Here is a 21,302-nt window from a genome sequence, read left to right on the forward strand (position 1 = left end):
GGGCCTATCCGTCGGCGTCGGACAGCGGCCGGTAGGCGCCGTTCTCGCCGATGCCGTCCCAAAGCGCGAACTCGTCCGCGCACTTGCGGCGCAGCCTTGTCTCGACCTCCGCGGACAGCGAAAGGGGAAGGCGCGGCGATTCGTTATGCCGATGCGTCTCGATCCGTGTGCCCAGCCTTGCCTCGAGGAACGCGCGCAATCCCGCCTGGTCCTCGTAGCGGAACAGGTGGGTCACGCGCGTGCCGTTGCGCTGCGGCTCCAGGAACTTGGTCTGCGAGCCCACGTTGGCGAACCCCGGCCGCTGGCCCCTGGTGTAGGCGAGCACGAAGTCGTCGAAGCTTATCCCATGGGTCGAATTGGGCCGGCCTTCCATGAAGGGCCGCCGCCGGTAGCGGAACCAGCTGCCCAGCCAGTCCACCGGCTCGCGCATGACCGCGACGACATCGAGGTCCTCGCCGATGAATTTCTCCAGCGCCGGACGGAAGAAGCGGTTGTAGCGAAACACCGGCGCGTGCTTGAGCTCGGGCGGGTCGCGCACCACCATCGCTGCCTGCGGGGCGAGGGCTTCGGCATAGGCGGTGGTTCCTGTCTTGGGCACCGACAGGAACACCAGTTTCGCCCTCGAAAACACCAGCATGCCGCCGCTCCCGCCCCGTTGTCGGGGGTGTTGTAAACCACTCCTTAACCCTTCATGTCAAAACTCGGCGCGAAGCACAATATTCTTGAAATGTTCTCATTATGTCTTCATACAGGGCGGAACAAGGCGGGAACAAAGCCTATCATTGCTGCCCGTGGGCGGGTGTGAAATAAGGGATCAAACACAATGGCAACGGCAGACCTTCTTTCGATGACGGACAAGAAATCGGCGGACAAGCAAAAGGCCCTCGACAGCGCGCTGGCGCAGATCGAACGGCAGTTCGGCAAGGGCTCCATCATGAAGATGGGCTCGGACAACCCTGTGCAGGACATCGCGGCGACCTCCACCGGTTCGCTGGGCCTGGACATCGCGCTGGGGATCGGCGGGCTGCCCAACGGTCGCATCGTCGAGGTGTACGGCCCGGAAAGCTCGGGCAAGACGACGCTGACCCTGCATTGCGTCGCCGAGGAACAGAAGAAGGGCGGTGTCTGCGCCTTCGTCGACGCCGAGCACGCGCTCGACCCGATCTACGCGCAGAAGCTGGGCGTGGACCTTGACGAACTGCTGATCAGCCAGCCCGACACCGGTGAGCAATCGCTCGAGATCGTGGACACGCTGGTACGCTCCGGCGCGGTCAGCATGGTGGTGATCGATTCGGTCGCCGCGCTGACGCCGAAATCCGAACTCGAGGGCGACATGGGCGATTCCAGCGTGGGGGTCCAGGCCCGCCTGATGAGCCAGGCCATGCGCAAGCTGACCAGTTCGATCAGCCGCTCGCATTGCACCGTGATCTTCATCAACCAGATCCGCATGAAGATCGGCGTGATGTTCGGCAGCCCCGAGACCACCACGGGCGGCAACGCGCTGAAGTTCTACAGCTCCGTGCGGCTGGATATCCGGCGCATCGGCTCGGTCAAGGACCGTGACGAGGTCGTGGGCAACTCCACCCGCGTAAAGGTCGTCAAGAACAAGGTGGCGCCGCCGTTCAAGCAGGTCGAGTTCGACATCATGTACGGCGAGGGCATCTCGAAGACCGGCGAGTTGATCGACCTCGGGGTCAAGGCCGGCGTGGTCGAGAAGTCCGGCAGCTGGTTCAGCTACGGCGACGAGCGCATCGGCCAGGGCCGCGAGAACGCCAAGACCTTCCTGAAGCAGAACACGCGCGTGGCACTGGAGATCGAGGACAAGATCCGGGCCGCCCACGGGCTGGAATTCGACATGGGCGAGAACGGCGGAGAGCCCGGCGACGACAGCGGCGACGTCGTCGAGGCCTGAAGCGGCCCGTTTCGCGGCGTGACGCCCGGGCCGTGCCGCCCGGGCGTTTTTCTTGCGGTGGACACCGGCGCACGGCACGGCTAAATCGGCACAGCCCCTGGCAACCGCAGCCGTGAAAGAGACGCAGATGCCGACGCTGAACGAGATCCGGTCCACCTTCCTCGACTTCTTCGAGCGCAACGATCACCGCATCGTCGAAAGTTCGCCGCTGGTGCCGCGCAACGACCCCACGCTGATGTTCACGAACGCGGGCATGGTGCAGTTCAAGAACCTGTTCACCGGGGTCGAGACGCGCGACTACGTCCGCGCGGCCACCAGCCAGAAATGCGTTCGCGCCGGCGGCAAGCACAACGACCTCGACAACGTCGGTTACACCGCGCGGCATCACACCTTCTTCGAGATGCTGGGCAACTTCAGCTTCGGCGACTACTTCAAGGAGCAGGCCATCCCCTTTGCCTGGGATCTGCTGACCGGGGAATTCGGCCTCGATCCCGATCGGCTGCTGGTCACCGTCTACCACACCGACGACGAGGCCGCGGCGATCTGGAAGAAATACGCCGGCCTGCCGGATGAGCGCATCATCCGCATTGCCAGCGACGACAACTTCTGGTCGATGGGCGCGACCGGTCCCTGCGGGCCGTGTTCCGAGATCTTCTACGATCACGGGCCCGAGGTCTGGGGCGGCCCGCCGGGCAGCCCCGAGGAGGACGGCGACCGCTTTGTCGAGATCTGGAACCTCGTCTTCATGCAGTACGAGCAGTTTGCCGACGGCAGCCGGCAGGACCTGCCCAGCCAGTCGATCGACACCGGCATGGGCTTGGAACGCATCGGCGCGCTGCTGCAGGGCAAGCACGACAACTACGACACCGACCTGCTGCGCCACCTGATCGAGGCCAGCGCCAACGCGACCGACGGCGAACCGGACGGGCCGGGCAACGTGCACCACCGCGTCATCGCGGATCACCTGCGTTCGACCTCATTCCTGATCGCCGACGGGGTGATGCCCGCGGGCGAGGGGCGCGGCTACGTCCTGCGCCGGATCATGCGCCGCGCGATGCGCCATGCCCACCTTCTGGGCGCGGGCGAGCCGGTGATGCATCGCCTGGTGCCGGCACTGGTCACGCAGATGGGCCAGGCGTTCCCGGAACTGGGGCGCGCGCAGCCCCTGATCGAGGAGACGCTCAAGCTCGAGGAAACGCGCTTTCGCAAGACGCTGTCGCGCGGGCTGCGCCTGCTCGACGACGAGCTGGGGCGCCTGCCCGAGGGCAAGCCGCTGCCCGGAGAGGCGGCGTTCAAGCTCTACGACACCTACGGTTTCCCGCTTGACCTTACGCAGGATGCGCTGCGCGAGAAGGGCCGCAGCGTGGACATCGAGGGGTTCGAGTCCGCGATGGCCGAGCAGAAGGCCAAGGCGCGTGCCGCCTGGGCCGGTTCCGGCGAAACGGCCGATTCCGCGATATGGTTCGACATCTCCGACGAGGTGGGCGCGACCGATTTCCTGGGCTACGATACCGAGACCGCCGAGGGCCAGGTCATGGCCCTTGTGAAGAACGGCAAGCGCGTTGACAGCGCGGACAAGGGCGAGACCGTGCAACTCGTGCTCAATCAGACGCCGTTCTACGCAGAGGCGGGCGGACAGGTCGGTGATACCGGCACGCTGCGCACCGAGGATGGCACCGCGCGGATCACCGACACGAAGAAGACGGCCGGTGTCTTCATCCATTTCGCGGAGGTGACTGAGGGCACGATCTCGCGCGACGCGGCGGCGCAGCTGGAGGTCGACCACGACCGTCGCACGGCGATCCGCGCGAACCATTCGGCAACGCACCTGTTGCACGAGGCGCTGCGCCGCGCCCTGGGCGATCACGTTGCCCAGCGCGGCAGCCTGAACGCGCCCGACCGCCTGCGCTTCGACTTCAGCCATACCAAGCCATTGACCGGGCAAGAGCGCGCGCGCGTCGAAGAGGAGGTCAACGCCCACATCCGCGAGAATGCGCCGGTGGAGACGCGGATCATGGCGCTCGATGATGCCAGAGAGGTGGGCGCGCAGGCGCTTTTCGGTGAAAAATACGGTGACGAGGTGCGCGTCGTCTCGATGGGCGCCGACGAAGGTTCGGGCAAGGGACTGGATGGCAGGACCTACTCGATCGAACTGTGCGGCGGCACGCATGTGCGCCGCACCGGAGATATCGGCCTGTTCGTCACCACCAGCGACCAGGCCTCGAGTGCCGGGGTGCGCCGGATCGAGGCGCTGACGGGTCCGGAGGCGTTCCGCCATCTCAGCGCGCAGGACGGCCGGGTGGCCCGGCTCGCCGGCGAGCTCAAGACATCGCCGGATGACGTGGTCGACCGGGTACGCAACCTTCTTTCCGAACGCCGCGCGCTGGAAAACGAGGTTGCGCAATTGCGCCGCGAACTGGCGATGAGCGGAGGCACGGGGCAGGGCGCGGAGCCGCAGGCGCAGGAGGTCGGCGGGGTCAAGTTCCTCGCGCAGGTGCTCGATGGCGTGTCGGGCAAGGATCTGCCGGCGTTGATCGACGCGCACAAGGCGCGGCTGGACTCGGGCGCCGTCCTGCTGATCGCCGACACCGGCGGCAAGGCAGCCGTTGCCGCGGGCGTGACCGAGGATCTGACAGGCCGCGTCTCGGCCGTGGACCTCGTGCGCGCCGCCGTGCCTGAACTGGGCGGCAAGGGCGGCGGTGGCCGCCCCGACATGGCGCAGGGCGGCGGCCGCGACGCCGGCAATGCCGACGCGGCGATCAAGGCCGCGCAGGCCGTGCTCGAGGGGTGAAGCGATGCCGGCGCTGTGGATCGCGCATGTGCATGTCACGAACCCGGACGCCTACGGCCGGTATGCGGAACTTGCCGGCCCGGCGATCGCCGCGCACGGCGGCGAGTTCATCGCACGCGGCACGCGCTACGTGCAGCTGGAAGGCGCGGAGCGTGAACGCAACGTCGTGGCGCGGTTCCCGTCGCTCGACGCAGCGGAGGCGTGCTATCGCTCCGAGGCCTACCAGGCCGCGCTGGCCCACGCCCGCGGGGCGGCCGAGCGGGAGCTGGTGATCGTCGAACTGCCGGACTAGGCGGCGATCCGCCGTCACCGCGCCGGGGGCTGGCCAGGGACGAAACGTGTGCGCGACCGGCGACATGCATGCCGAATCACCTTGGGTGGTTGCCGAAAGGCGTTTCCCGATCATGAACCGGGCGTCGAAGACGCGTGAATTGTCGCTGTCAGATAAACAGTAGGGAGTTCAGGTGCTTTTCCGGAATGTGGCGAAACTATGGCCTGCCGGACACACCGGGACCGAATCCGGTAAAAATCAGCGGTCTGACACACCGCGTCCTTGTTTTCGCGCTTTTTGAACTCGCGTCGGGGCGGCGGCATTGGCTACGATTTCGGATACTACTGGTCCAGAACGGAGAAGTATGATGAAAGCTATTATCACGGGTGCAATTATCACGATGGCGGCCGCCGCGACACCGGCGCTCGCCTGGGAAGGCAAGAAGGTCGCCTGCTACGACAAGGTGTGGGTGCCTGCGACGTACAAGTCCAAGAAGGTTCTCGAGTATCCCGCCAAGAAGAAGTGGGAGCACCACGACGGCCAGATGGTGAAGATGCGTTACCCGGCCATCTACATGGTCAAGAAGTACGTGGACATGGAAGGCCACTACGAACTGCACAAGGCGCCCTGCAAGTAAGCGGGCGCCGCCGGCCAAGGGGGCGCGCGGCCGGTGTCGCGCGTCCTGCCCAGGCGAGGGCGCCGGCGGGCATCGCGGCCCGCCATCGGCCGCCTCTGACCACACACCACGCAACGACCACACCCCGTTCCGAATCCTGCCGCATTCCCCCGCCAGGGTTTCCCGCGCAGAGCAGTCGGAAACGGAGAACGGAATGCTGAGGGCAATCATCCTGACGGCAGGGGCCTGTGCCGCTGCCGCCCCCGCGGCCGCGGAGACGCAGCAGGGCAAGGCGCGTCTCATCGCGTGCTACCAGCGCGTGGTCGTGCCCGCGCAGTACGAGGAAACCAAGGTGAAGATCAAGGAGCCGGTGCGCAAGTACATCAAGCGCAACGGGCGGATCGAACTGGTCGAATACCCGGCGATCTACCGGGTTGACCGCAAGCTCGTGAAGGAAGAACACGTCGAGATGCAGGAAATTCCCTGCAACTGACGCGCGCGGCGGTTCAGCCCGCCTTGGCCGCGCGCTTGCGCGCATGGGGGTCGAGTTCGCGCTTGCGCAGGCGGATCGCGTTCGGCGTGACCTCGACCAGCTCGTCGTCGTCGATGTAGGAGATCGCCTCCTCCAGGCTCAGCTTCGTGGGCGGGGTCAGGCGCACCGCCTCGTCCGAGCCTGAGGCGCGCACGTTGGTCAGTTTCTTGCCCTTCAGCGGGTTGACCTCGAGGTCGTTCTCGCGGCTGTGTTCGCCGATGATCATGCCCTGATAGACCTTTTCCTGCGGGCCGATGAACATGCGGCCGCGCTCCTCGAGGTTCCACAGGGCGAAGGCGACCGACTCGCCGTTTTCCATCGAGATCAGCACACCGGCCCGGCGCCCGGGGATGTTCCCGCGGTGGGGCACCCAGCCGTGGAACACGCGGTTGAGCACACCGGTCCCGCGGGTGTCGGCCAGGAATTCCCCGTGATAGCCGATCAGCCCGCGCGAGGGCACATGCGCAACGATGCGCGTCTTGCCGCCGTCGGCCTGCTTCATTTCGGCCAGGTCGCCGCGGCGCGGGCCGGTCAGCTTCTCGATCACCGCGCCGGCATGGGCGTCGTCCACGTCGATCGTCACCTCCTCTACGGGCTCCAGCGTGTTGCCGTCCTGGTCCTCGCGCAACAGCACGCGGGGGCGCGAGATCGACAGTTCGAAACCCTCGCGGCGCATGTTCTCGATCAGCACGCCCATCTGCAACTCGCCCCGGCCGGCGACGTCGAAGGCCTCGCCGCCGGGTGTGTCGGTCACCCGGATGGCGACGTTGGATTCCGCTTCTTTCATCAGGCGCTCGCGGATCACGCGGCTTTGCACCTTGTTCCCGTCGCGCCCCGCCAGCGGGCTGTCGTTGATACCGAAAGTGACGCTTATGGTCGGCGGGTCGATCGGCTGGGCGGCCAGCGGCTCCTCCACGGCCAGCGCGCAGATCGTGTCAGCGACGGTGGCCTTGGACATCCCCGCGAGGCTGACGATGTCGCCGGCCTGCGCCTCCTCGATTTCCTGGTGCGCCAGGCCGCGGAACGCCTGGATGCGGCTGACGCGGAACTGTTCGACCTTCTCGCCGAGTCGCGACAGCGCCTGCACCGTGGCCCCCACGCGCAGCCGGCCCGATTCCACGCGGCCCGTCAGCAACCGGCCGACGAACGGGTCGCCCGTGAGCGTCGTTGCCAGCATGCGGAAATCCTCGTCGGCGCGGGCCAGCTGGCGCGGCGCGGGCACGTGATCGATGATCAGCTTGAACAGCGCGGACAGGTCCTTGCGCGGGCCGTCAGGCTCGGCGTCGGCCCAGCCGTCGCGACCCGAGGCATAGAGGTGGGGAAAATCGAGCTGGTCCTCGCTGGCGTCCAGCGCCGCGAACAGGTCGAACACCTCGTCGAGGGCGCGGTCGGGTTCGGCGTCGGGCTTGTCGGCCTTGTTGAGCACCACGATGGGCCGCAGCCCCAGCGCAAGCGCCTTGTCGGTGACGAACTTGGTCTGCGGCATCGGGCCCTCGGCGGCGTCAACCAGCAGCACCACGCCATCGACCATCGACAGGATGCGTTCCACCTCGCCGCCGAAGTCGGCGTGGCCGGGGGTGTCGACGATGTTGATGCGCGTGTCCTTCCAGGTCACGCTCGTCGTCTTGGCAAGGATCGTGATCCCGCGCTCGCGTTCGAGGTCATTGCTGTCGAGCGCGCGCTCATCGACCTGCTGGCCGGTGCGGAACGCGCCTGACTGGGCAAGAAGCTGGTCCACCAGCGTGGTCTTGCCATGGTCGACGTGCGCGATGATCGCGATGTTGCGCAGGTCCATGCCTGTGATCTCCCGGAAATTGATGGCCGGGCCCTATACCCTGCCGCCGGGAAAGGCCAGAGCGAAACGCATCCGCACGGGGCGTGACTCAGAACGGGATCTCGTCGTCGATGTCCGAGGACGGCGCGCCGCCGCCGGGGCCGCCGCTGCTCTGGCCGCCGCCGTAATCACCGCCGTAGCCGGGGCCGCCGCCGTAATCGCCGCCGCTGCCCCCGCCGTCACGCCCGTCGAGGAACGTCATCTCGCCGGCGTAGGGGCGCAGCACCACCTCGGTCGTGTAGCGGTCCTGCCCGGACTGGTCCTGCCACTTGCGCGTTTCCAGCTTGCCCTCGAGATAGACCTTGGAGCCCTTGCGCAGGTATTGCTCGGCCAGCCGCACGAGCGCTTCGTTGAAGATGGCGACGCGGTGCCATTCGGTCCGCTCGCGGCGTTCGCCGGTGTTGCGGTCCTTCCAGGTCTCCGAGGTCGCGACCGCCAGGTTGCAGACCTTGCCACCGTTCTGGAAGGTGCGCACTTCCGGGTCGCGGCCGAGGTTGCCGATGAGAATTACCTTGTTGACGGATCCGGCCATCGCTTTCCCCCTTGAATCGGTGCGCGCTGCGTGTCTGTCGGGTTACACCACCGCAGCGCGGTGAAGGAAAGATTAAAATTGTCCGGGCGCGCCGGCAACTCCGCGCCTGCCGCGGCGCGAGCGAGCAGCGGATCTGGAAATCCGCGCCGGAATCTGCATAATGGATACATCCGTGTGACGGATTTTGCGGGGGACGTGACATCATGCGAAATCTGGCGATCTCGCTACTGGCGGTGGCGTTCGTTCTGCCGGGCGTGGCCCGTGCGGATTTCCTTTCGACGAAGAACACGGGCGGCGTCTTCGCCTCGCAGACCAGTGTGCTGGACAAGCGCGCCTCGCTGAAATCCAAGCGCAGTCTCGGGCTCGACTCGGGCAAGGTGCGCACACCCACCAAGTGGGGCTCATCCGAGCCCTACGACGGGTCCTATCGGGGCCGCTATCTCGACATGGCGCGCGCCGCGGCGCAGCGTCACGGCGTGCCCGCCGACTTGTTCCTGCGGCTTGTTCAGCAGGAATCGGCCTGGAGGCCGACCGCGGAGTCGCACAAGGGCGCGATTGGCCTGGCGCAGTTGATGCCGGATACCGCGCGCCGCCTGCGGGTGGACCCGCACGATCCGTATGAGAACCTTGACGGAGGCGCCCGCTACCTGGCGACGCAGTACCGCAGGTTCGGCTCGTGGCGGCTGGCGCTGGCGGCCTACAACGCGGGGCCCGAAGCGGTACGCAAGCACGGTGGTATCCCGCCTTATCGCGAAACCAGGAATTACGTCCGCATCATCATGGGCAGCTGACGGCCGTCGTCGCAGGCGAGGCGGTCAACTTTCTTTCGCGGCCGGTCGTGTCTGCGCGGCCCTCGTTTCACGCGCGCGCAGGTCGGTCGGGCTGTGCCCGGTGTGATGCAGGATGAAGCGCGAGAAATAGGCCGCGCTGGAGAACCCGAGATGCCGCGCAATGTTGCGCACGGGTTCGCGCGTCTCGGCCAGGAGTTCGCGCGCGGCATGCAGCGTGCGCTGGGTCAGGAGCTCCGCGGCGGTCAGCCCGCAGGCCTTGCGGCAGCTGCGCGACAGGTGCGTCGGCGTCACGCCGAGGATCTGGGCGTAGTCGCCCATCGTCCGGCCCGAGCGGTAATCGCGCTCCACCAGGGCGCAATAGGCCATGACCAGCCGCTCGGCGGCGGGGCTATCCGGTGGGCGCTCGCCGTGATCGATCATGGCCCGGCGCAGCCACACTGTAATGAGGGAGGCGTTGGCATTCAGCGCCTCGTCGGCGAAGGGGCGCCGGCCGTTCTGCTCGCGTTGCATGACTTCGAACAGGCTGGTCAGTTCGGCCTGGGCATGAACGTCGCGCACCCTCAGGTGCTGGAAGGTGTCGGGCATGAGGACGGTCCCCCCCGGCGGGACGAGGCAGACCATGCCGAAGGCCTGCTTGCCGACCTCGATCGCGAACATCGTGCCGGCGGGGATGACAAGCGCATTGTGCATGCCGAAGCCGCGGCGGACCCCTTCGACGATGCAGCGGCCCTGTCCGCGGGTGATCCAGACGAAGGCATGGCTGTCGCAACTGTGTGGCAGTTCGGCCCGCCAGGCCGCGCCCTGAACCCATTGGGCCAGCGTCATGATTTGCGCGGTATAGCTCATCGGCAGGTGGCGATTCGGCCCCGGTTGTTCCAGTCTGGAAGGCGAGTGCCAGATTCTGCGGGTCTTGTCAGGGTCAAATGTCGTGTTTTCGAAATCCCGTCATTCACCGGCGGGCCACCGGCGCCACGTGGCCATGCGGCGCCGGAACCAGGTGCGCTGGCGTTTCGCGAACTGGCGGGTCGCGATGCTGGCGCGTTCGCGGGCCGTGTCCAGCGTGATCTCGCCACGCAGGTGGGCGATCAACTCGGGGGCGCCGATCGCCTTGGCAGACGGCCGAGCCGGATCCCAGCCGGGCAGGTTGGCGCGTGCCTCGTCCAGTGCGCCGGCCGCGAGCATCTTGTCGAAACGCCGGGCAATCCGGCCGTTGAGCCAGGTCTTGTCGGCCTCGACCAGGATCGCCGTGCAGGCCGACAGGGGCAGCAGCGGCGGCGGGGTGTCCGCCTGCCAGTCGGCCAGGCCGCGTCCTGTGGTTTCCAGGACCTCCCACGCGCGTTGGACGCGCATCGGGTTGTTGGTGTCGATGCGCGCGCGGGTGGCTGCGTCGAGGTCTTCCAGAAGGGCGGTCAGCCCCTCGCGCGCCAAAATCCTGTCGGCGCGGGCGCGCACCCGCGCGGGCGTGGGCGGGATCTCGGCCAGCCCCTCGGTCAGCGCCATGAAGTACAGCCCGGTGCCGCCCACGATGATCGGCCGCTCGGGGGCGTTCAGCAGCGGCGCGAGGTCGCGCAGCCAATGGCCCACCGAGTAGTCGTCCGTGGCCGCAACGTGACCGTAGAGCGCGTGGGGCACGCGGGCCTCGTCCTCGGGCGTCGGCCGTGCCGTCAGCACGCGCCAGTTGGCGAAGACCTGGATGGCGTCCGCGTTGACGATGCGCCCCCCGGCGGTCTCGGCGATGCGCGTGGCCAGGTCCGACTTGCCGCTGGCCGTCGGCCCGGCAATCAGTACCGGACGGTCGCCGGGGATATCGGACAGTTTCGTCATCACCGCCCGAGATAGGGCAGATACGGCCGCGACGCGAGGCAGTATCACGCGCACGCCGGCAGCGGGGGACTCTGCGATTGCACCTTCCCGGCTTTTCCGACATCTTGCGCGCGATTGCGCAACAGGCCCCGACGGAGACTGCCCATGCCCGAAAGCCAAGCCCCCAGGACGACGTTCCGGCGTGTGCTGCTGAAGATCTCGGGCGAGGCGCTGATGGGCGACGCGGGCTACGGGCTGCACCCGCCCACGGTGGAGCGAATCGCGCGCGAGGTGCAGTCGGTCCACGAGATGGGCGTGGAGGTCTGCATGGTGATCGGCGGCGGCAACATCTTTCGCGGCCTGGCGGGCAGCGCGCAGGGAATGGAGCGGACAACCGCCGACTACATGGGGATGCTGGCCACCGTGATGAACGCGCTGGCCATGCAGAGCGCGCTGGAAAAGCTGGGCGTGTTCACCCGCGTGATCTCGGCCATCCGCATGGACGAGGTGGCCGAACCCTACATCCGGCGCCGCGCGGTGCGTCACCTTGAGAAAAAGCGCGTCTGCATCTTCGCCGCGGGCACCGGCAACCCCTATTTCACCACCGATACCGCGGCCACGCTGCGCGCCAACGAGATGAACTGCGAGGCAATCTTCAAGGGCACGAAGGTCGACGGCGTCTACGACAAGGATCCGATCAAGCACGCCGATGCCACGCGATACGACCAGGTGTCCTATGACGAGGTGCTCCAGAAACACCTCAACGTCATGGATGCCAGCGCCATTGCCCTTGCGCGTGACAACAACCTGCCGATCATCGTCTTTTCGCTGGACGAACCCGGCGGGCTGAGCGGGATCCTTGCCGGAAACGGTGCCTATACAACGGTGCACGGTTACGGATAAACAGGGGCGGACCCCGCGCAACCCGCAAGAAGGAAACAAGATGGCGGACGACATCGAAATCGATATCGACGATCTGGAGCGCCGCATGGACGGCGCGATGGCCTCCCTTCGCAGCGAATTCGCATCGCTGCGGACGGGCCGCGCCTCGGCCAGCATGCTGGAGCCGGTGACGGTCGAGGCCTACGGCCAGCAGACCCCGATCAACCAGGTGGGCACGGTCAACGTGCCCGAACCGCGGATGGTGACCGTCAACGTCTGGGACAAGAGCCTTGTGAACAAGGTGGAAAAGGCGATCCGCGAATCCGGGCTGGGCATCAATCCGCAGACCAACGGCACGATCATCATGCTGCCCATCCCCGAGCTCAACGAGGAGCGCCGCAAGGAGCTGGGCAAGGTCGCCTCCCAATACGCCGAACACGCCCGCGTTGCCATCCGCAACGTGCGCCGCGACGGCATGGACCAGGTGAAGAAGGCAAAGAACCAGGGCCTGTCCGAGGACGACGCCAAGTTCTGGGAGAACGAGGTGCAGGACCTTACCGACAGATACATCGCCGCGGTGGACGACGCGCTCGAGAACAAGCAATCCGAGATCATGCAGGTCTGATGACGCAGGCGGCCCCGAAGACACAGGCGTCAGATCCCGGCGGCGCACCCGGCCCGCGCCACGTGGCGATCATCATGGACGGCAATGGCCGGTGGGCGCGTGCGCGCGGTCGGCCGCGGCTGTTCGGCCATCACGCGGGCGCCAAGCGCGTGCGCGAGATCGTCGAGGCCTGCCCCGATCTGGGCGTGAAATACCTGACGATCTTCGCTTTCTCGACCGAGAACTGGAAGCGCACCCAGACCGAGGTCGCCGGTCTGATGAGCCTGTTCCGCCGCTACATCACCAAGGAGGCGCGCGCCCTGCGCGACGAGGGCGTGCGCGTGCGCTTCATCGGCGATCGCGTGAAGCTCGACGACAAGCTGGTCGCGATGATGGACGAACTCGAGGGAATGACCGCGCACAACGACCGTGTGCACCTGACCATCGCGCTCAACTACGGCAGTCGCGACGAGGTATCGCGTGCCACGCAACGGCTGGCGCAGGACGTGGCCGACGGTCGGCTCGACCCGGCCGAGGTGGACGAGGAAACCCTGCCGCGATACCTTGATACCCGCGTGCTGCCCGATCCCGATCTCGTGATCCGCACCAGTGGCGAGGCGCGGATATCGAACTTCCTGCTGTGGCAGTCGGCCTATGCCGAATACGAGTTCATCGACACGCTCTGGCCCGACTTCACCTGCGATATCTTCGCCCGGCTCGTGCGCAGCTACGGCGCGCGCGACCGACGGTTCGGTGCCGTCACCGCATGACGGCTGCGGGCAAATGGGATGACCTTGCCGTGCGGCTGGCTTCGGCCGGCGTGCTGGTCGCCGCCGGACTGGCCGGTGTCCTGTTGGGCGGGATCTGGTTTCGCCTGCTGATCGCCGCGGCCTGCGGGCTGATGTGCTGGGAACTGCTGCGCCTTCTGGGCCGGGGGCGGACACGGTCCGCGGTGGCGATCGGGCTTGGCGCGGCCCTCGGCGGGGCGTTGCTGGCGCTTCCCGTTCTGCCGGGCTGGGCGGTGGCCGCAGTGGTCGCCGGTGCCGGCGTGGCCGGGGCCGCCGCGGTGCCGCAGGACCGTGGAATCGCATTGGTCTATCTGCCGGTTGTGGCGCTGGCCGGGCTGGGCCTGCTGGCGCTGCGCGGCGAGGCAGGCGTGGTCTGGGTGATCTGGCTGATCTGCGTGGTCGTGGCCAGCGACGTGATGGGCTATTTCGCCGGGCGCCTTCTGGGCGGGCCCAGGTTCTGGCCGCGGGTGAGCCCCAAGAAGACATGGTCGGGCACGGTTGCCGGCTGGCTGGGCGCGGCGGCCGTCGGCTGGGCCTTCATGGCGCCGACCGGCGCGGGCGCGTGGCTTGTCGTGTTCAGCGCGGCGCTGGCGCTGGCCGCGCAGATGGGCGACATCGCCGAAAGCGCGGTCAAGCGGCGCGTCGGCGTCAAGGATGCCTCGGCGCTGATCCCCGGCCACGGCGGGCTGCTGGATCGGTTCGACGCCATGCTGGCCGCCGCCGCGCTGGTGGCGCTGGTCCGATGGGCGAGCGGGGTCCCGGGAGGCGCGGCATGAGTCGGCGCGTCTCGATCCTGGGGGCGACGGGCTCGATCGGGCAGAACACGATCGACCTGATCGCGCGCACGCCGGAGCGGTTCGAGGTGGTCGCGCTGACGGGCGGGCGCAACGTGACACGGCTGGCCGCGGACGCCCGCGCCCTCGGTGCACAGGTGGCGGTGACGGCACACGACGATCTGCTGGACGACCTGCGCGCGGCGCTTGCCGGCAGCGGGGTGGAAGCGGCGGCCGGCCGCGCCGCGCTGCTGGAGGCGGCCGCACGCCCGGCCGACTGGGTGATGTCGGCCATTGTCGGCGTGGCGGGCCTGGCCCCCGGCCTGGCCGCGCTGGAGCAGGGCGCGACCCTTGCGTTGGCCAACAAGGAATCCCTGGTGACGGCCGGGCCGCTGCTGATGCAGACCGCGCGGCGGGCGGGCGCGCGCGTTCTGCCGGTGGACAGCGAGCACTCGGCCGTCTTCCAGGCCCTCGTGGGCGAGGACATCGCGGCGGTCGAGCGGGTGATCCTCACCGCCTCGGGCGGGGCGTTTCGCGACTGGCCGCTGGCCGACCTCGCGCACGCGACCGTCGAACAGGCGTCGGCACACCCGAACTGGGCGATGGGTCAGCGGATCACCATCGACAGCGCCTCGATGTTCAACAAGGCGCTGGAACTGATTGAAACCCGGGAATTCTTCGGGATCGACCCCGACCGCATCGAGGTGCTGGTGCATCCCGAATCCCTAGTGCATGCGCTGGTGGGTTTCCGCGACGGTGCGCTGATGGCGCATGTCGGTGCCCCGGACATGCGCCACGCCATCGGCTATGCGCTCAACTGGCCCGACCGGGCCGAGCTGCCTGTGGCCCGGCTGGATCTGGCGGAGATCGGGCAACTGAGGTTCCGCGCGCCCGACGTGGCGCGCTATCCCGCGCTGGCCCTGGCGCGCGGGGTCATGGACACGGGCGGCCTGAGTGGCGCGGCGTTCAACGCGGCGAAGGAACGCGCCCTGGATCACTTCATCGCCGGGCGCATCGGATTCACGCAGATGAGCGGGCTGGTCGAGCAGGTTCTCGACACGCTGTCGTCCGATCGGCGTCTCACTGATGCCGAGATCACACTTGATACCGTGTTCGAGATCGACCATCTGTCTCGGGCCGGCCTTGACCGGCTGCTTTGATCACGCAATTCACGGACGCGAGCCTTGGATACGACGCTGTTGCCGCAGTTCGGCGGCTTTTTCATGACGCTGCTGGCCTTCGTGGTCGCACTTTCGGTTATCGTGGCGATCCACGAATACGGCCACTACATCGTCGGCCGTTGGTCCGGCATCAAGGCGGATGTCTTCTCGATCGGCTTCGGACCGGTGATATGGGCGCGCACCGACAGGCACGGCACGCAGTGGCAGATCGCCGCGCTGCCCTTCGGCGGTTACGTGAAGTTCCACGGCGACGCCGGCGCGGCCAGCGACAAGGCGTCGGAGGATTACGAGGCCATGTCGCCCGAGGAACGCCGCACGACGATGCACGGCGCGCCGCTGTGGGCCCGCAGCGCGACGGTCGTGGCCGGGCCGCTGTTCAACTTCGTGCTGTCGATACTGGTCTTCGGCGGCATCATGATGGTGCAGGGCAAGGTCGCCGAGCCGCTGACCGTGGGCGAGGTGAAACCGCTGCCGGTGGCGGCGGACGGGTTGCAGGCCGGTGACCGGCTGCTGGAGATCGCGGGCCGGCCGGTGCCCGATTTCGCGGAAGAAGACGCGTTCGACGATTTCGTCGCCGCCCTGCCGGAAAAGCGGGTCATCGATTACACGGTGGAACGCGATGGCAAGACCCGGGTCGTGCAGGGGCCGCATCCGATGCCGCCGTTGGCCAGCCAGCTTGCGCCGCAATCGGCAGCCTACGACGCGGGGATGAAGCCCGGCGACGTGATCACGGCCGTGGACGGCGACCCGGTCGCGGCCTTTTCGCAACTCAAGGAGATCGTGGAATCCTCCGGCGGGCGCCCGCTGGACCTTACGGTCTGGCGCGACGGCCGGACGCTCGATCTCACGCTCGAACCGCGCCGGATGGACGAACCGCTGCCCGATGGCGGGTTCCAGACGCAATGGCGCATCGGGATCGCCGGCGGCTTCGCCTTCGAGCCGGCGACGGAACGCCTCGGGCCGCTGGCCGCGGTAGGGGCGGGTGCCGCGCAGACCTGGGGGGTCGTCACCAACTCGCTTTCGGGGTTCTACCACATGGTCACGGGCGCCATCAGCAGCTGCAACATGTCGGGCCCGATCGGCATCGCGGAAGTCTCCGGCGCCATGGCAAGCCAGGGCGTGGAGAGTTTCGTGTGGTTCATCGCGGTGCTTTCAACTGCCGTGGGGCTGCTCAACCTGTTCCCGATTCCCGTGCTGGATGGCGGGCACCTGCTGTTTCACGTCTACGAGGCCGCCACCGGCCGTCCGCCCAGCGATGCGGCGCTGCGTGTCCTGATGACACTGGGCCTGGCCGTGATCCTGTCGCTGATGGTCTTCGCCCTCGGCAATGACCTGTTCTGCAACTGAAAACGGCCCGGCAATCGCCACGGTTTCGCAGGTTCCGCGACCAATTTCGGACACATTTGCTCGCCATTCTTGGTGGCAAACGAAGCGAAATCGGGGGAATCTACCCATGCAACTCGTCATGAGCGGATATCAGGGCCTGAACGTGCTGGTGCAGTTGAACTGGGACCGCCTGCTTTATCCCGCGATGGTGTTCGCCGCGCTTCTCGCCGGTGCATTCCTGGGGTCGATGCTGACCGCGTGAGGCGCGGGACCGACACTGTTGCAGATGGGGCGCAGCCCACCCAAAGGTGATTTTGACAAGCCCACTCAGACCGGTTACTCACGTTTCCGAGGGATGTCTGACTGGGTTAGAAAAATGACCAATACCAACGGGGGTGGGGCATCGCGATCGCCGCGGGCCCGCGCAAGAGCAGCAAGTTTAGGAACGGTTTTCACGGTTCTGTTTTCCTTGGTTTTTCTGGCGCTCGCCGGAAGCGCGGAAGCACAGAACTACCGCTTCACATCCGTTTCGATCGAGGGCAACCAGCGAGTCGAACCCGAAACGATCCTCAGCTACGCGGGAATCGCGCGCGGCGAGACCGTTTCGGCCGGTGAGCTGAACGATGCCTATCAGCGCATCCTCGGCAGCGGGCTTTTCGAGGAGGTCGAGGTCGACCCGCAGGGCAGCCGGCTTGTCATTCGCGTCAAGGAATATCCGACGGTCAACCGCATCCGCTTCGAGGGCAACCGGCGGTTGAAGGACGAGGATCTCGAGGGGGTGATCTCGTCGAGTCCACGGCAGGTCTTCAACCCCGATCAGGCCGAGCGTGACGCGGCGGCGATCACCGAATCCTACGTGCAGAACGGGCGCGTCGCGGCCAAGGTGACGCCGCGCATCATCCGGCGCAGCGACAACCGCGTCGATCTCGTTTTCGAGATCTTCGAGGGCAAGAACATCGAGGTGCAGCGCATCGGGTTCGTGGGCAACCGCGCTTTCTCCGACCGGCGCCTGCGTCGCGTGCTCGAAAGCAAGCAGGCCGGGCTGCTGCGGGCCATCATCGCCAAGGACACCTTCGTCGCCGACAGGATCGAGTTCGACAAGCAGGTGCTCAACGATTTCTACCAGTCGCGCGGCTACGTCGATTTCCGCGTGACGGGCGTGAACGCGGAACTGACGCGCGAACGCGACGGCTATTTCATCACCTTCAACATCCAGGAAGGTCAGCAGTTCACCTTCGGCGAGATCACCACCGTCAGCGAACACGAGGGCGCCGATCCGGAGGCGTACCAGGACGTGCTCAAGATCCGTTCAGGTGTCGTGTATTCTCCGACGCTGGTGGAGAACTCGATCGCCCGCATGGAACGCCTTGCGGTCAAGAACGGCCTCGATTTCCTGCGGGTCGAGCCCAGGATCACCCGCAACGATCGTGAACTGACGCTCGACGTCGAGTTCGCGCTGGTGCGCGGACCGCGCGTCTTCGTCGAACGGATCGACATCGAGGGCAACACCACGACGCTGGACCGCGTCATCCGGCGCCAGTTCGAGACGGTGGAGGGCGACCCCTTCAACCCGCGCGCCATCCGGCAGGCGGCGGAACGCATCCGTGCGCTCGGTTACTTCAGCAAGGCCGAGGTCGACGCCCGCGAAGGCTCGCGACCCGACCAGGTGGTCATCGACGTGGATGTCGAAGAGACGACGACCGGGTCGTTCAGCTTCGGCGGGAGCTACTCGTCCAGCCGTGGTATCGGCCTGACCGCCAGCCTGCGCGAACGCAACTTCCTCGGCCGCGGCCAGCAGGCCGGCCTGTCGTTCAGCCTGACGGACCAGACCGCCAATTACTCGCTGGACTTCACCGAGCCGGCGTTCCTTGGCCGCGACGTTGCGTTCGGCCTGAACCTGGGTTTCCAGGAGACCGACAGCGATTTCTCGGCGTATGACACCACGACCGGCACCTTCCGGCCCAGCCTGACCTTCCCGACCGGTGAACGCACCCGCCTCGGCGTGTTCTACAATTTCCGGTACAACGACATGGACAACTACACCGGCACCTCGGGCATCCTCGCGGCCGAGGTCGCCCAGGGCAGCCGGACGTCCTCGGCCCTCGGGTACACGTACAACTACGATTCCCGGACAACCGGGCTCGATCCGAACTCGGGCGTCCTGGTGGAGGTGCAACAGGAATTTGCCGGGCTCGGCGGCGACAACGAGTTCATCCGCACCACGGGGCGCGCCGTTGCCCAGACCAAGGTGTGGCACGAGGAGGTCACGCTGCGGGCCGTCTTCGAAAGCGGCGCGATCAACTTCGGCAGCGGTCAGAACAGCCGCGCCACGACCCGCTTCAACAGCCAGGTCATGCGCGGCTTCGATCCCAACGGGCTCGGACCCGCGGAGATCAATGCCGGAAACGTCGAGCATCTCGGTGGTAACTTCTACTCGGTGCTCAAGCTCGAGACGGAGTTCCCGCTGGGCCTGCCGGAGGAATACGGTCTGACCGGCGGCGCCTTCTACGACATCGGCGGGATCTGGGACGTCGATACCACGAATGCCACCGGGGCGGTGGTGTCCGAAGGGTTCAACGCCCGTCACGTGATCGGTGTCTCGCTGCTTTGGGAATCCGCCTTCGGACCGCTGCGCTTCAACTTCTCGCACCCGATCGAGAAGGAGCCCACCGACGTCACCCAGGGTTTCGACCTGACCGTCTCGACCGACTTCTGAACGCCGGATGCAGCGCCTTCGCGCAGCCCGACGCCTGGCCCTGGTCGCGGTCGCACTGGGGGTCGTGATCGCCGCCGCGATGACGCCCCCGGCGGCGCGCGCGCAGGACGTCGGCGTCGTCCAGAGCGAGGTGCTTGTTCTGGATCCCGAGAGGTTGTTCCGGAATACCGAATACGGGCAGAGCATCAGCGCCGACATCCAGGCCGAGCGCGAGAGGATCATCGAGGACAACAGGAAGCTGGAGGCCGAGCTGGAGGCCGAGGAAAAGGCGCTGACCGAAAAGCGGCCCGAGATGTCGCCCGAGGCGTTCCGCGATGCGGCGGATGCCTTCGACAAGAAGGTGCGCCGCATCCGCAAGGAGAACGAGCGCGCCGTGCGCGATCTCGAACGGCGCCGGGAACGCGCGCCGGTGACCTTCATGAAACGGGTCGAACCGATCCTCGCGCGGGTCATGCGCGAAGCCGGCGGGGTCGTCGTGCTGGACAAGCGCAGCACGTTGCTCAGCGCGGACGTCATCGACATCACCGACCTGGCGATCGAGCGTGTGAACCGGGCGGTCGGCGATGGCCGCGAGGACGGGCAGCAGGGCGACTAGCGGCGCGTCAGCCCGCGGCGCTTGCCCCTTTCGGGCCGAGTTGCTACGCAGACGGCGCACAGGCCCTGCCCGAAAGGACCCTTGATGAGCGAGCCCCTGAAACGCGCGGATATCGACCTGATCCAGCGCATCATCCCGCACCGCTACCCGTTCCTGCTGGTCGACCGGGTGGAGGATATCGACGGCTGCCAGTCCGCCCGCGGGATCAAGAACGTCACCATGAACGAGCCGCATTTCCAGGGGCATTTCCCCGGCAAGCCGATCATGCCCGGCGTCACGATCGTCGAGGCGATGGCGCAGACGGCCGCCGTCATGGTGGGCACCGCGCTCGGCATGGAGGATCGCAACATGCTCGTCTATTTCATGTCGATCGACCGCTGCAAGTTCCGCCGGATGGTGGGGCCGGGCGACGTGCTCGAGATGCGGATGACGACCCTGCGCGGCAAGCCCGGCGGCAAGGTCTGGAAGTTCTCGGGCCTTGCACAGGTGGACGCGCAGATGGCCGCGGAGGCCGAATTCACGGCGATGATGGACCTGCCGCAGGAATGACCGCGATGGCACAGACCGAGATCCACCCGAGCGCCGTGGTCGAGCCGGGCGCCGAACTGGGTGCGGGCGTGCAGATCGGCCCGTTCTGCCACGTCGGCCCCGAGGCCAGACTGGGCGACGGCGTGGAACTGAAATCCCACGTCGTGGTCACCGGGCGGACCGAGATCGGCGCGGAGACGCTGGTGTTTCCGTTCTCCTGCATCGGCGAGATCCCGCAGGATCTGAAGTTCCGGGGCGAGAAAACGCGGCTGGTGATCGGCGCGCGCAACCGCATCCGCGAGCATGTCACCATGAACACCGGCACCGAAGGTGGCGGCGGGGTCACCCGCGTGGGCGACGACGGGCTGTTCATGGCGGGCTGCCACGTCGCCCACGACGTGCAGATCGGCAACCGCGTGATCATCGTCAACAACGCGGCGCTGGCGGGCCATTGCGTGATCGAGGATGACGTGATCCTTGGCGGCCTGTCGGGCGTGCACCAGTTCGTGCGCATCGGGCAGGGCGCGATCATCGGCGCGGTGACGATGGTCACCAACGACGTGATCCCGCACGGTCTGGTGCAGGCACCGCGCGGCGAACTGGACGGGCTCAACCTTGTCGGGCTCAAGCGCCGCGGCGTGGGACGCGAGGACATCACGGCGCTGCGCGCGGCCTTCCAGATGCTGGCGCAGGGCGACGGCACCTTCCAGGACCGCGCGCGCCGGCTGGGCGAAGAGACGCAAAGCGCCTACGTCCGCCAGATCGTCGAGTTCGTCACCGGGGCGAGCGACCGGTCGTTCCTCACCCCGGGCCCCGGGCAGGGCTGA

At 67.1% G+C, this 21,302-nt stretch carries 22 protein-coding genes; 17 read left to right on the top strand and 5 right to left on the bottom strand.

Annotation, left to right across the window (positions count from 1 at the left end; translation table 11 throughout):
* Nucleotides 1-4: 4 nt before the first annotated feature.
* Nucleotides 5-637, bottom strand: coding sequence for a gamma-glutamyl kinase (locus tag CEF10_RS03610; RefSeq protein WP_101066310.1), 633 nt, complete (start codon nt 635-637; stop codon nt 5-7).
* 186 nt (nt 638-823) lie between these two features.
* Here CEF10_RS03610 and recA point away from each other — a divergent pair, with 186 nt between their 5' ends.
* The 5 genes from recA to CEF10_RS03635 all read left to right on the top strand — a co-directional run bounded on the left by recA (nt 824) and on the right by CEF10_RS03635 (nt 6,083).
* Nucleotides 824-1,912 (top strand): recombinase RecA, encoded by a 1,089-nt coding sequence (recA, locus tag CEF10_RS03615; protein WP_101066313.1) that lies wholly within the window; start codon nt 824-826, stop codon nt 1,910-1,912.
* Nucleotides 1,913-2,039: 127 nt separating this feature from the next.
* On the top strand, nt 2,040-4,703 hold the full coding sequence (alaS, locus tag CEF10_RS03620; protein WP_101066316.1) for an alanine--tRNA ligase: 2,664 nt from the start codon (nt 2,040-2,042) through the stop codon (nt 4,701-4,703).
* A gap of 4 nt (nt 4,704-4,707) precedes the next feature.
* On the top strand, nt 4,708-4,995 hold the full coding sequence (locus tag CEF10_RS03625) for a DUF1330 domain-containing protein (protein WP_101066318.1): 288 nt from the start codon (nt 4,708-4,710) through the stop codon (nt 4,993-4,995).
* 346 nt (nt 4,996-5,341) lie between these two features.
* On the top strand, nt 5,342-5,611 hold the full coding sequence (locus CEF10_RS03630) for a hypothetical protein (protein ID WP_157932954.1): 270 nt from the start codon (nt 5,342-5,344) through the stop codon (nt 5,609-5,611).
* A gap of 193 nt (nt 5,612-5,804) precedes the next feature.
* Nucleotides 5,805-6,083, top strand: coding sequence for a hypothetical protein (locus tag CEF10_RS03635; RefSeq protein ID WP_101066322.1), 279 nt, complete (start codon nt 5,805-5,807; stop codon nt 6,081-6,083).
* A gap of 13 nt (nt 6,084-6,096) precedes the next feature.
* Here the strand turns inward: CEF10_RS03635 and typA are convergent, their stop codons facing one another.
* Together typA and ssb are read right to left on the bottom strand one after the other, a co-directional pair.
* Nucleotides 6,097-7,917 (bottom strand): translational GTPase TypA, encoded by a 1,821-nt coding sequence (typA, locus tag CEF10_RS03640; protein WP_101066325.1) that lies wholly within the window; start codon nt 7,915-7,917, stop codon nt 6,097-6,099.
* An 88-nt stretch (nt 7,918-8,005) separates the two neighbouring features.
* Nucleotides 8,006-8,488, bottom strand: a complete 483-nt coding sequence (gene ssb, locus CEF10_RS03645) for a single-stranded DNA-binding protein (RefSeq protein ID WP_101066327.1) — start codon at nt 8,486-8,488, stop codon at nt 8,006-8,008.
* 203 nt (nt 8,489-8,691) lie between these two features.
* Here ssb and CEF10_RS03650 point away from each other — a divergent pair, with 203 nt between their 5' ends.
* On the top strand, nt 8,692-9,279 hold the full coding sequence (locus tag CEF10_RS03650) for a lytic transglycosylase domain-containing protein (protein ID WP_101066329.1): 588 nt from the start codon (nt 8,692-8,694) through the stop codon (nt 9,277-9,279).
* Between the two features lie 24 nt (nt 9,280-9,303).
* Here the strand turns inward: CEF10_RS03650 and CEF10_RS03655 are convergent, their stop codons facing one another.
* Both CEF10_RS03655 and miaA read right to left on the bottom strand, forming a co-directional pair.
* Nucleotides 9,304-10,125 carry a helix-turn-helix transcriptional regulator gene (locus CEF10_RS03655; protein WP_101066331.1) on the bottom strand — a complete coding sequence of 274 codons (822 nt, stop codon included), beginning with the start codon at nt 10,123-10,125 and terminating at the stop codon, nt 9,304-9,306.
* A gap of 99 nt (nt 10,126-10,224) precedes the next feature.
* Entirely contained in the window at nt 10,225-11,103 is an 879-nt protein-coding gene (gene miaA / locus CEF10_RS03660; RefSeq protein WP_101066333.1) for a tRNA (adenosine(37)-N6)-dimethylallyltransferase MiaA, read from the bottom strand.
* Between the two features lie 144 nt (nt 11,104-11,247).
* On the opposite strand from miaA, the gene pyrH reads away from it, so the two are divergent.
* From pyrH to lpxA, 11 genes are all read left to right on the top strand, one after another.
* Nucleotides 11,248-11,985, top strand: coding sequence for a UMP kinase (gene pyrH, locus CEF10_RS03665; RefSeq protein ID WP_101066335.1), 738 nt, complete (start codon nt 11,248-11,250; stop codon nt 11,983-11,985).
* Between the two features lie 40 nt (nt 11,986-12,025).
* Nucleotides 12,026-12,589 (top strand): ribosome recycling factor, encoded by a 564-nt coding sequence (frr, locus tag CEF10_RS03670; RefSeq protein ID WP_101066337.1) that lies wholly within the window; start codon nt 12,026-12,028, stop codon nt 12,587-12,589.
* Nucleotides 12,589-13,338, top strand: coding sequence for a polyprenyl diphosphate synthase (uppS, locus tag CEF10_RS03675; RefSeq protein WP_101066339.1), 750 nt, complete (start codon nt 12,589-12,591; stop codon nt 13,336-13,338). Before frr ends, uppS begins: the two co-directional genes overlap by 1 nt.
* Complete coding sequence (locus CEF10_RS03680) at nt 13,335-14,132, top strand: phosphatidate cytidylyltransferase (RefSeq protein ID WP_101066341.1); 798 nt, start codon at nt 13,335-13,337, stop codon at nt 14,130-14,132. The genes uppS and CEF10_RS03680 overlap by 4 nt, the downstream gene beginning before the upstream one ends.
* Nucleotides 14,129-15,289, top strand: a complete 1,161-nt coding sequence (gene dxr, locus CEF10_RS03685) for a 1-deoxy-D-xylulose-5-phosphate reductoisomerase (protein ID WP_101066343.1) — start codon at nt 14,129-14,131, stop codon at nt 15,287-15,289. Before CEF10_RS03680 ends, dxr begins: the two co-directional genes overlap by 4 nt.
* A 63-nt stretch (nt 15,290-15,352) precedes the next feature.
* On the top strand, nt 15,353-16,657 hold the full coding sequence (gene rseP / locus CEF10_RS03690; protein WP_101066682.1) for an RIP metalloprotease RseP: 1,305 nt from the start codon (nt 15,353-15,355) through the stop codon (nt 16,655-16,657).
* A 118-nt stretch (nt 16,658-16,775) separates the two neighbouring features.
* Nucleotides 16,776-16,898: a hypothetical protein gene (locus CEF10_RS17320; RefSeq protein ID WP_269801312.1), complete on the top strand. Its 123-nt coding sequence runs from the start codon at nt 16,776-16,778 to the stop codon at nt 16,896-16,898.
* 93 nt (nt 16,899-16,991) lie between these two features.
* Nucleotides 16,992-19,352, top strand: coding sequence for an outer membrane protein assembly factor BamA (gene bamA, locus CEF10_RS03695; protein WP_408638412.1), 2,361 nt, complete (start codon nt 16,992-16,994; stop codon nt 19,350-19,352).
* 7 nt (nt 19,353-19,359) lie between these two features.
* Entirely contained in the window at nt 19,360-19,947 is a 588-nt protein-coding gene (locus tag CEF10_RS03700) for an OmpH family outer membrane protein (protein ID WP_101066347.1), read from the top strand.
* 84 nt (nt 19,948-20,031) lie between these two features.
* The gene (gene fabZ, locus CEF10_RS03705; protein ID WP_101066349.1) at nt 20,032-20,496 is read left to right on the top strand and encodes a 3-hydroxyacyl-ACP dehydratase FabZ; all 465 of its coding nucleotides are present in this window, start codon (nt 20,032-20,034) and stop codon (nt 20,494-20,496) included.
* 5 nt (nt 20,497-20,501) lie between these two features.
* Complete coding sequence (gene lpxA / locus CEF10_RS03710) at nt 20,502-21,302, top strand: acyl-ACP--UDP-N-acetylglucosamine O-acyltransferase (protein WP_101066684.1); 801 nt, start codon at nt 20,502-20,504, stop codon at nt 21,300-21,302.

The sequence above is a fragment of the Roseovarius salinarum genome (assembly GCF_002834145.1).
Classification (GTDB): Bacteria; Pseudomonadota; Alphaproteobacteria; order Rhodobacterales; family Rhodobacteraceae; genus Roseovarius; species Roseovarius salinarum.

Excerpts from the sequence above, each read along its gene's own strand:
- CEF10_RS17320 (WP_269801312.1), top strand. The coding sequence starts at position 16,776 with ATGAGCGGATATCAGGGCCTGAACGTGCTGGTGCAGTTGAACTGGGAC.
- CEF10_RS03625 (WP_101066318.1), top strand. The coding sequence starts at position 4,708 with ATGCCGGCGCTGTGGATCGCGCATGTGCATGTCACGAACCCGGACGCC.
- lpxA (WP_101066684.1), top strand. The coding sequence starts at position 20,502 with ATGGCACAGACCGAGATCCACCCGAGCGCCGTGGTCGAGCCGGGCGCC.
- pyrH (WP_101066335.1), top strand. The coding sequence starts at position 11,248 with ATGCCCGAAAGCCAAGCCCCCAGGACGACGTTCCGGCGTGTGCTGCTG.
- recA (WP_101066313.1), top strand. The coding sequence starts at position 824 with ATGGCAACGGCAGACCTTCTTTCGATGACGGACAAGAAATCGGCGGAC.
- fabZ (WP_101066349.1), top strand. The coding sequence starts at position 20,032 with ATGAGCGAGCCCCTGAAACGCGCGGATATCGACCTGATCCAGCGCATC.
- CEF10_RS03700 (WP_101066347.1), top strand. The coding sequence starts at position 19,360 with ATGCAGCGCCTTCGCGCAGCCCGACGCCTGGCCCTGGTCGCGGTCGCA.
- ssb (WP_101066327.1), bottom strand. The coding sequence starts at position 8,488 with ATGGCCGGATCCGTCAACAAGGTAATTCTCATCGGCAACCTCGGCCGC.
- CEF10_RS03635 (WP_101066322.1), top strand. The coding sequence starts at position 5,805 with ATGCTGAGGGCAATCATCCTGACGGCAGGGGCCTGTGCCGCTGCCGCC.
- dxr (WP_101066343.1), top strand. The coding sequence starts at position 14,129 with ATGAGTCGGCGCGTCTCGATCCTGGGGGCGACGGGCTCGATCGGGCAG.
- typA (WP_101066325.1), bottom strand. The coding sequence starts at position 7,917 with ATGGACCTGCGCAACATCGCGATCATCGCGCACGTCGACCATGGCAAG.
- CEF10_RS03650 (WP_101066329.1), top strand. The coding sequence starts at position 8,692 with ATGCGAAATCTGGCGATCTCGCTACTGGCGGTGGCGTTCGTTCTGCCG.
- CEF10_RS03610 (WP_101066310.1), bottom strand. The coding sequence starts at position 637 with ATGCTGGTGTTTTCGAGGGCGAAACTGGTGTTCCTGTCGGTGCCCAAG.
- CEF10_RS03630 (WP_157932954.1), top strand. The coding sequence starts at position 5,342 with ATGAAAGCTATTATCACGGGTGCAATTATCACGATGGCGGCCGCCGCG.
- frr (WP_101066337.1), top strand. The coding sequence starts at position 12,026 with ATGGCGGACGACATCGAAATCGATATCGACGATCTGGAGCGCCGCATG.
- uppS (WP_101066339.1), top strand. The coding sequence starts at position 12,589 with ATGACGCAGGCGGCCCCGAAGACACAGGCGTCAGATCCCGGCGGCGCA.
- alaS (WP_101066316.1), top strand. The coding sequence starts at position 2,040 with ATGCCGACGCTGAACGAGATCCGGTCCACCTTCCTCGACTTCTTCGAG.
- rseP (WP_101066682.1), top strand. The coding sequence starts at position 15,353 with ATGACGCTGCTGGCCTTCGTGGTCGCACTTTCGGTTATCGTGGCGATC.
- miaA (WP_101066333.1), bottom strand. The coding sequence starts at position 11,103 with ATGACGAAACTGTCCGATATCCCCGGCGACCGTCCGGTACTGATTGCC.
- bamA (WP_408638412.1), top strand. The coding sequence starts at position 16,992 with ATGTCTGACTGGGTTAGAAAAATGACCAATACCAACGGGGGTGGGGCA.
- CEF10_RS03655 (WP_101066331.1), bottom strand. The coding sequence starts at position 10,125 with ATGAGCTATACCGCGCAAATCATGACGCTGGCCCAATGGGTTCAGGGC.
- CEF10_RS03680 (WP_101066341.1), top strand. The coding sequence starts at position 13,335 with ATGACGGCTGCGGGCAAATGGGATGACCTTGCCGTGCGGCTGGCTTCG.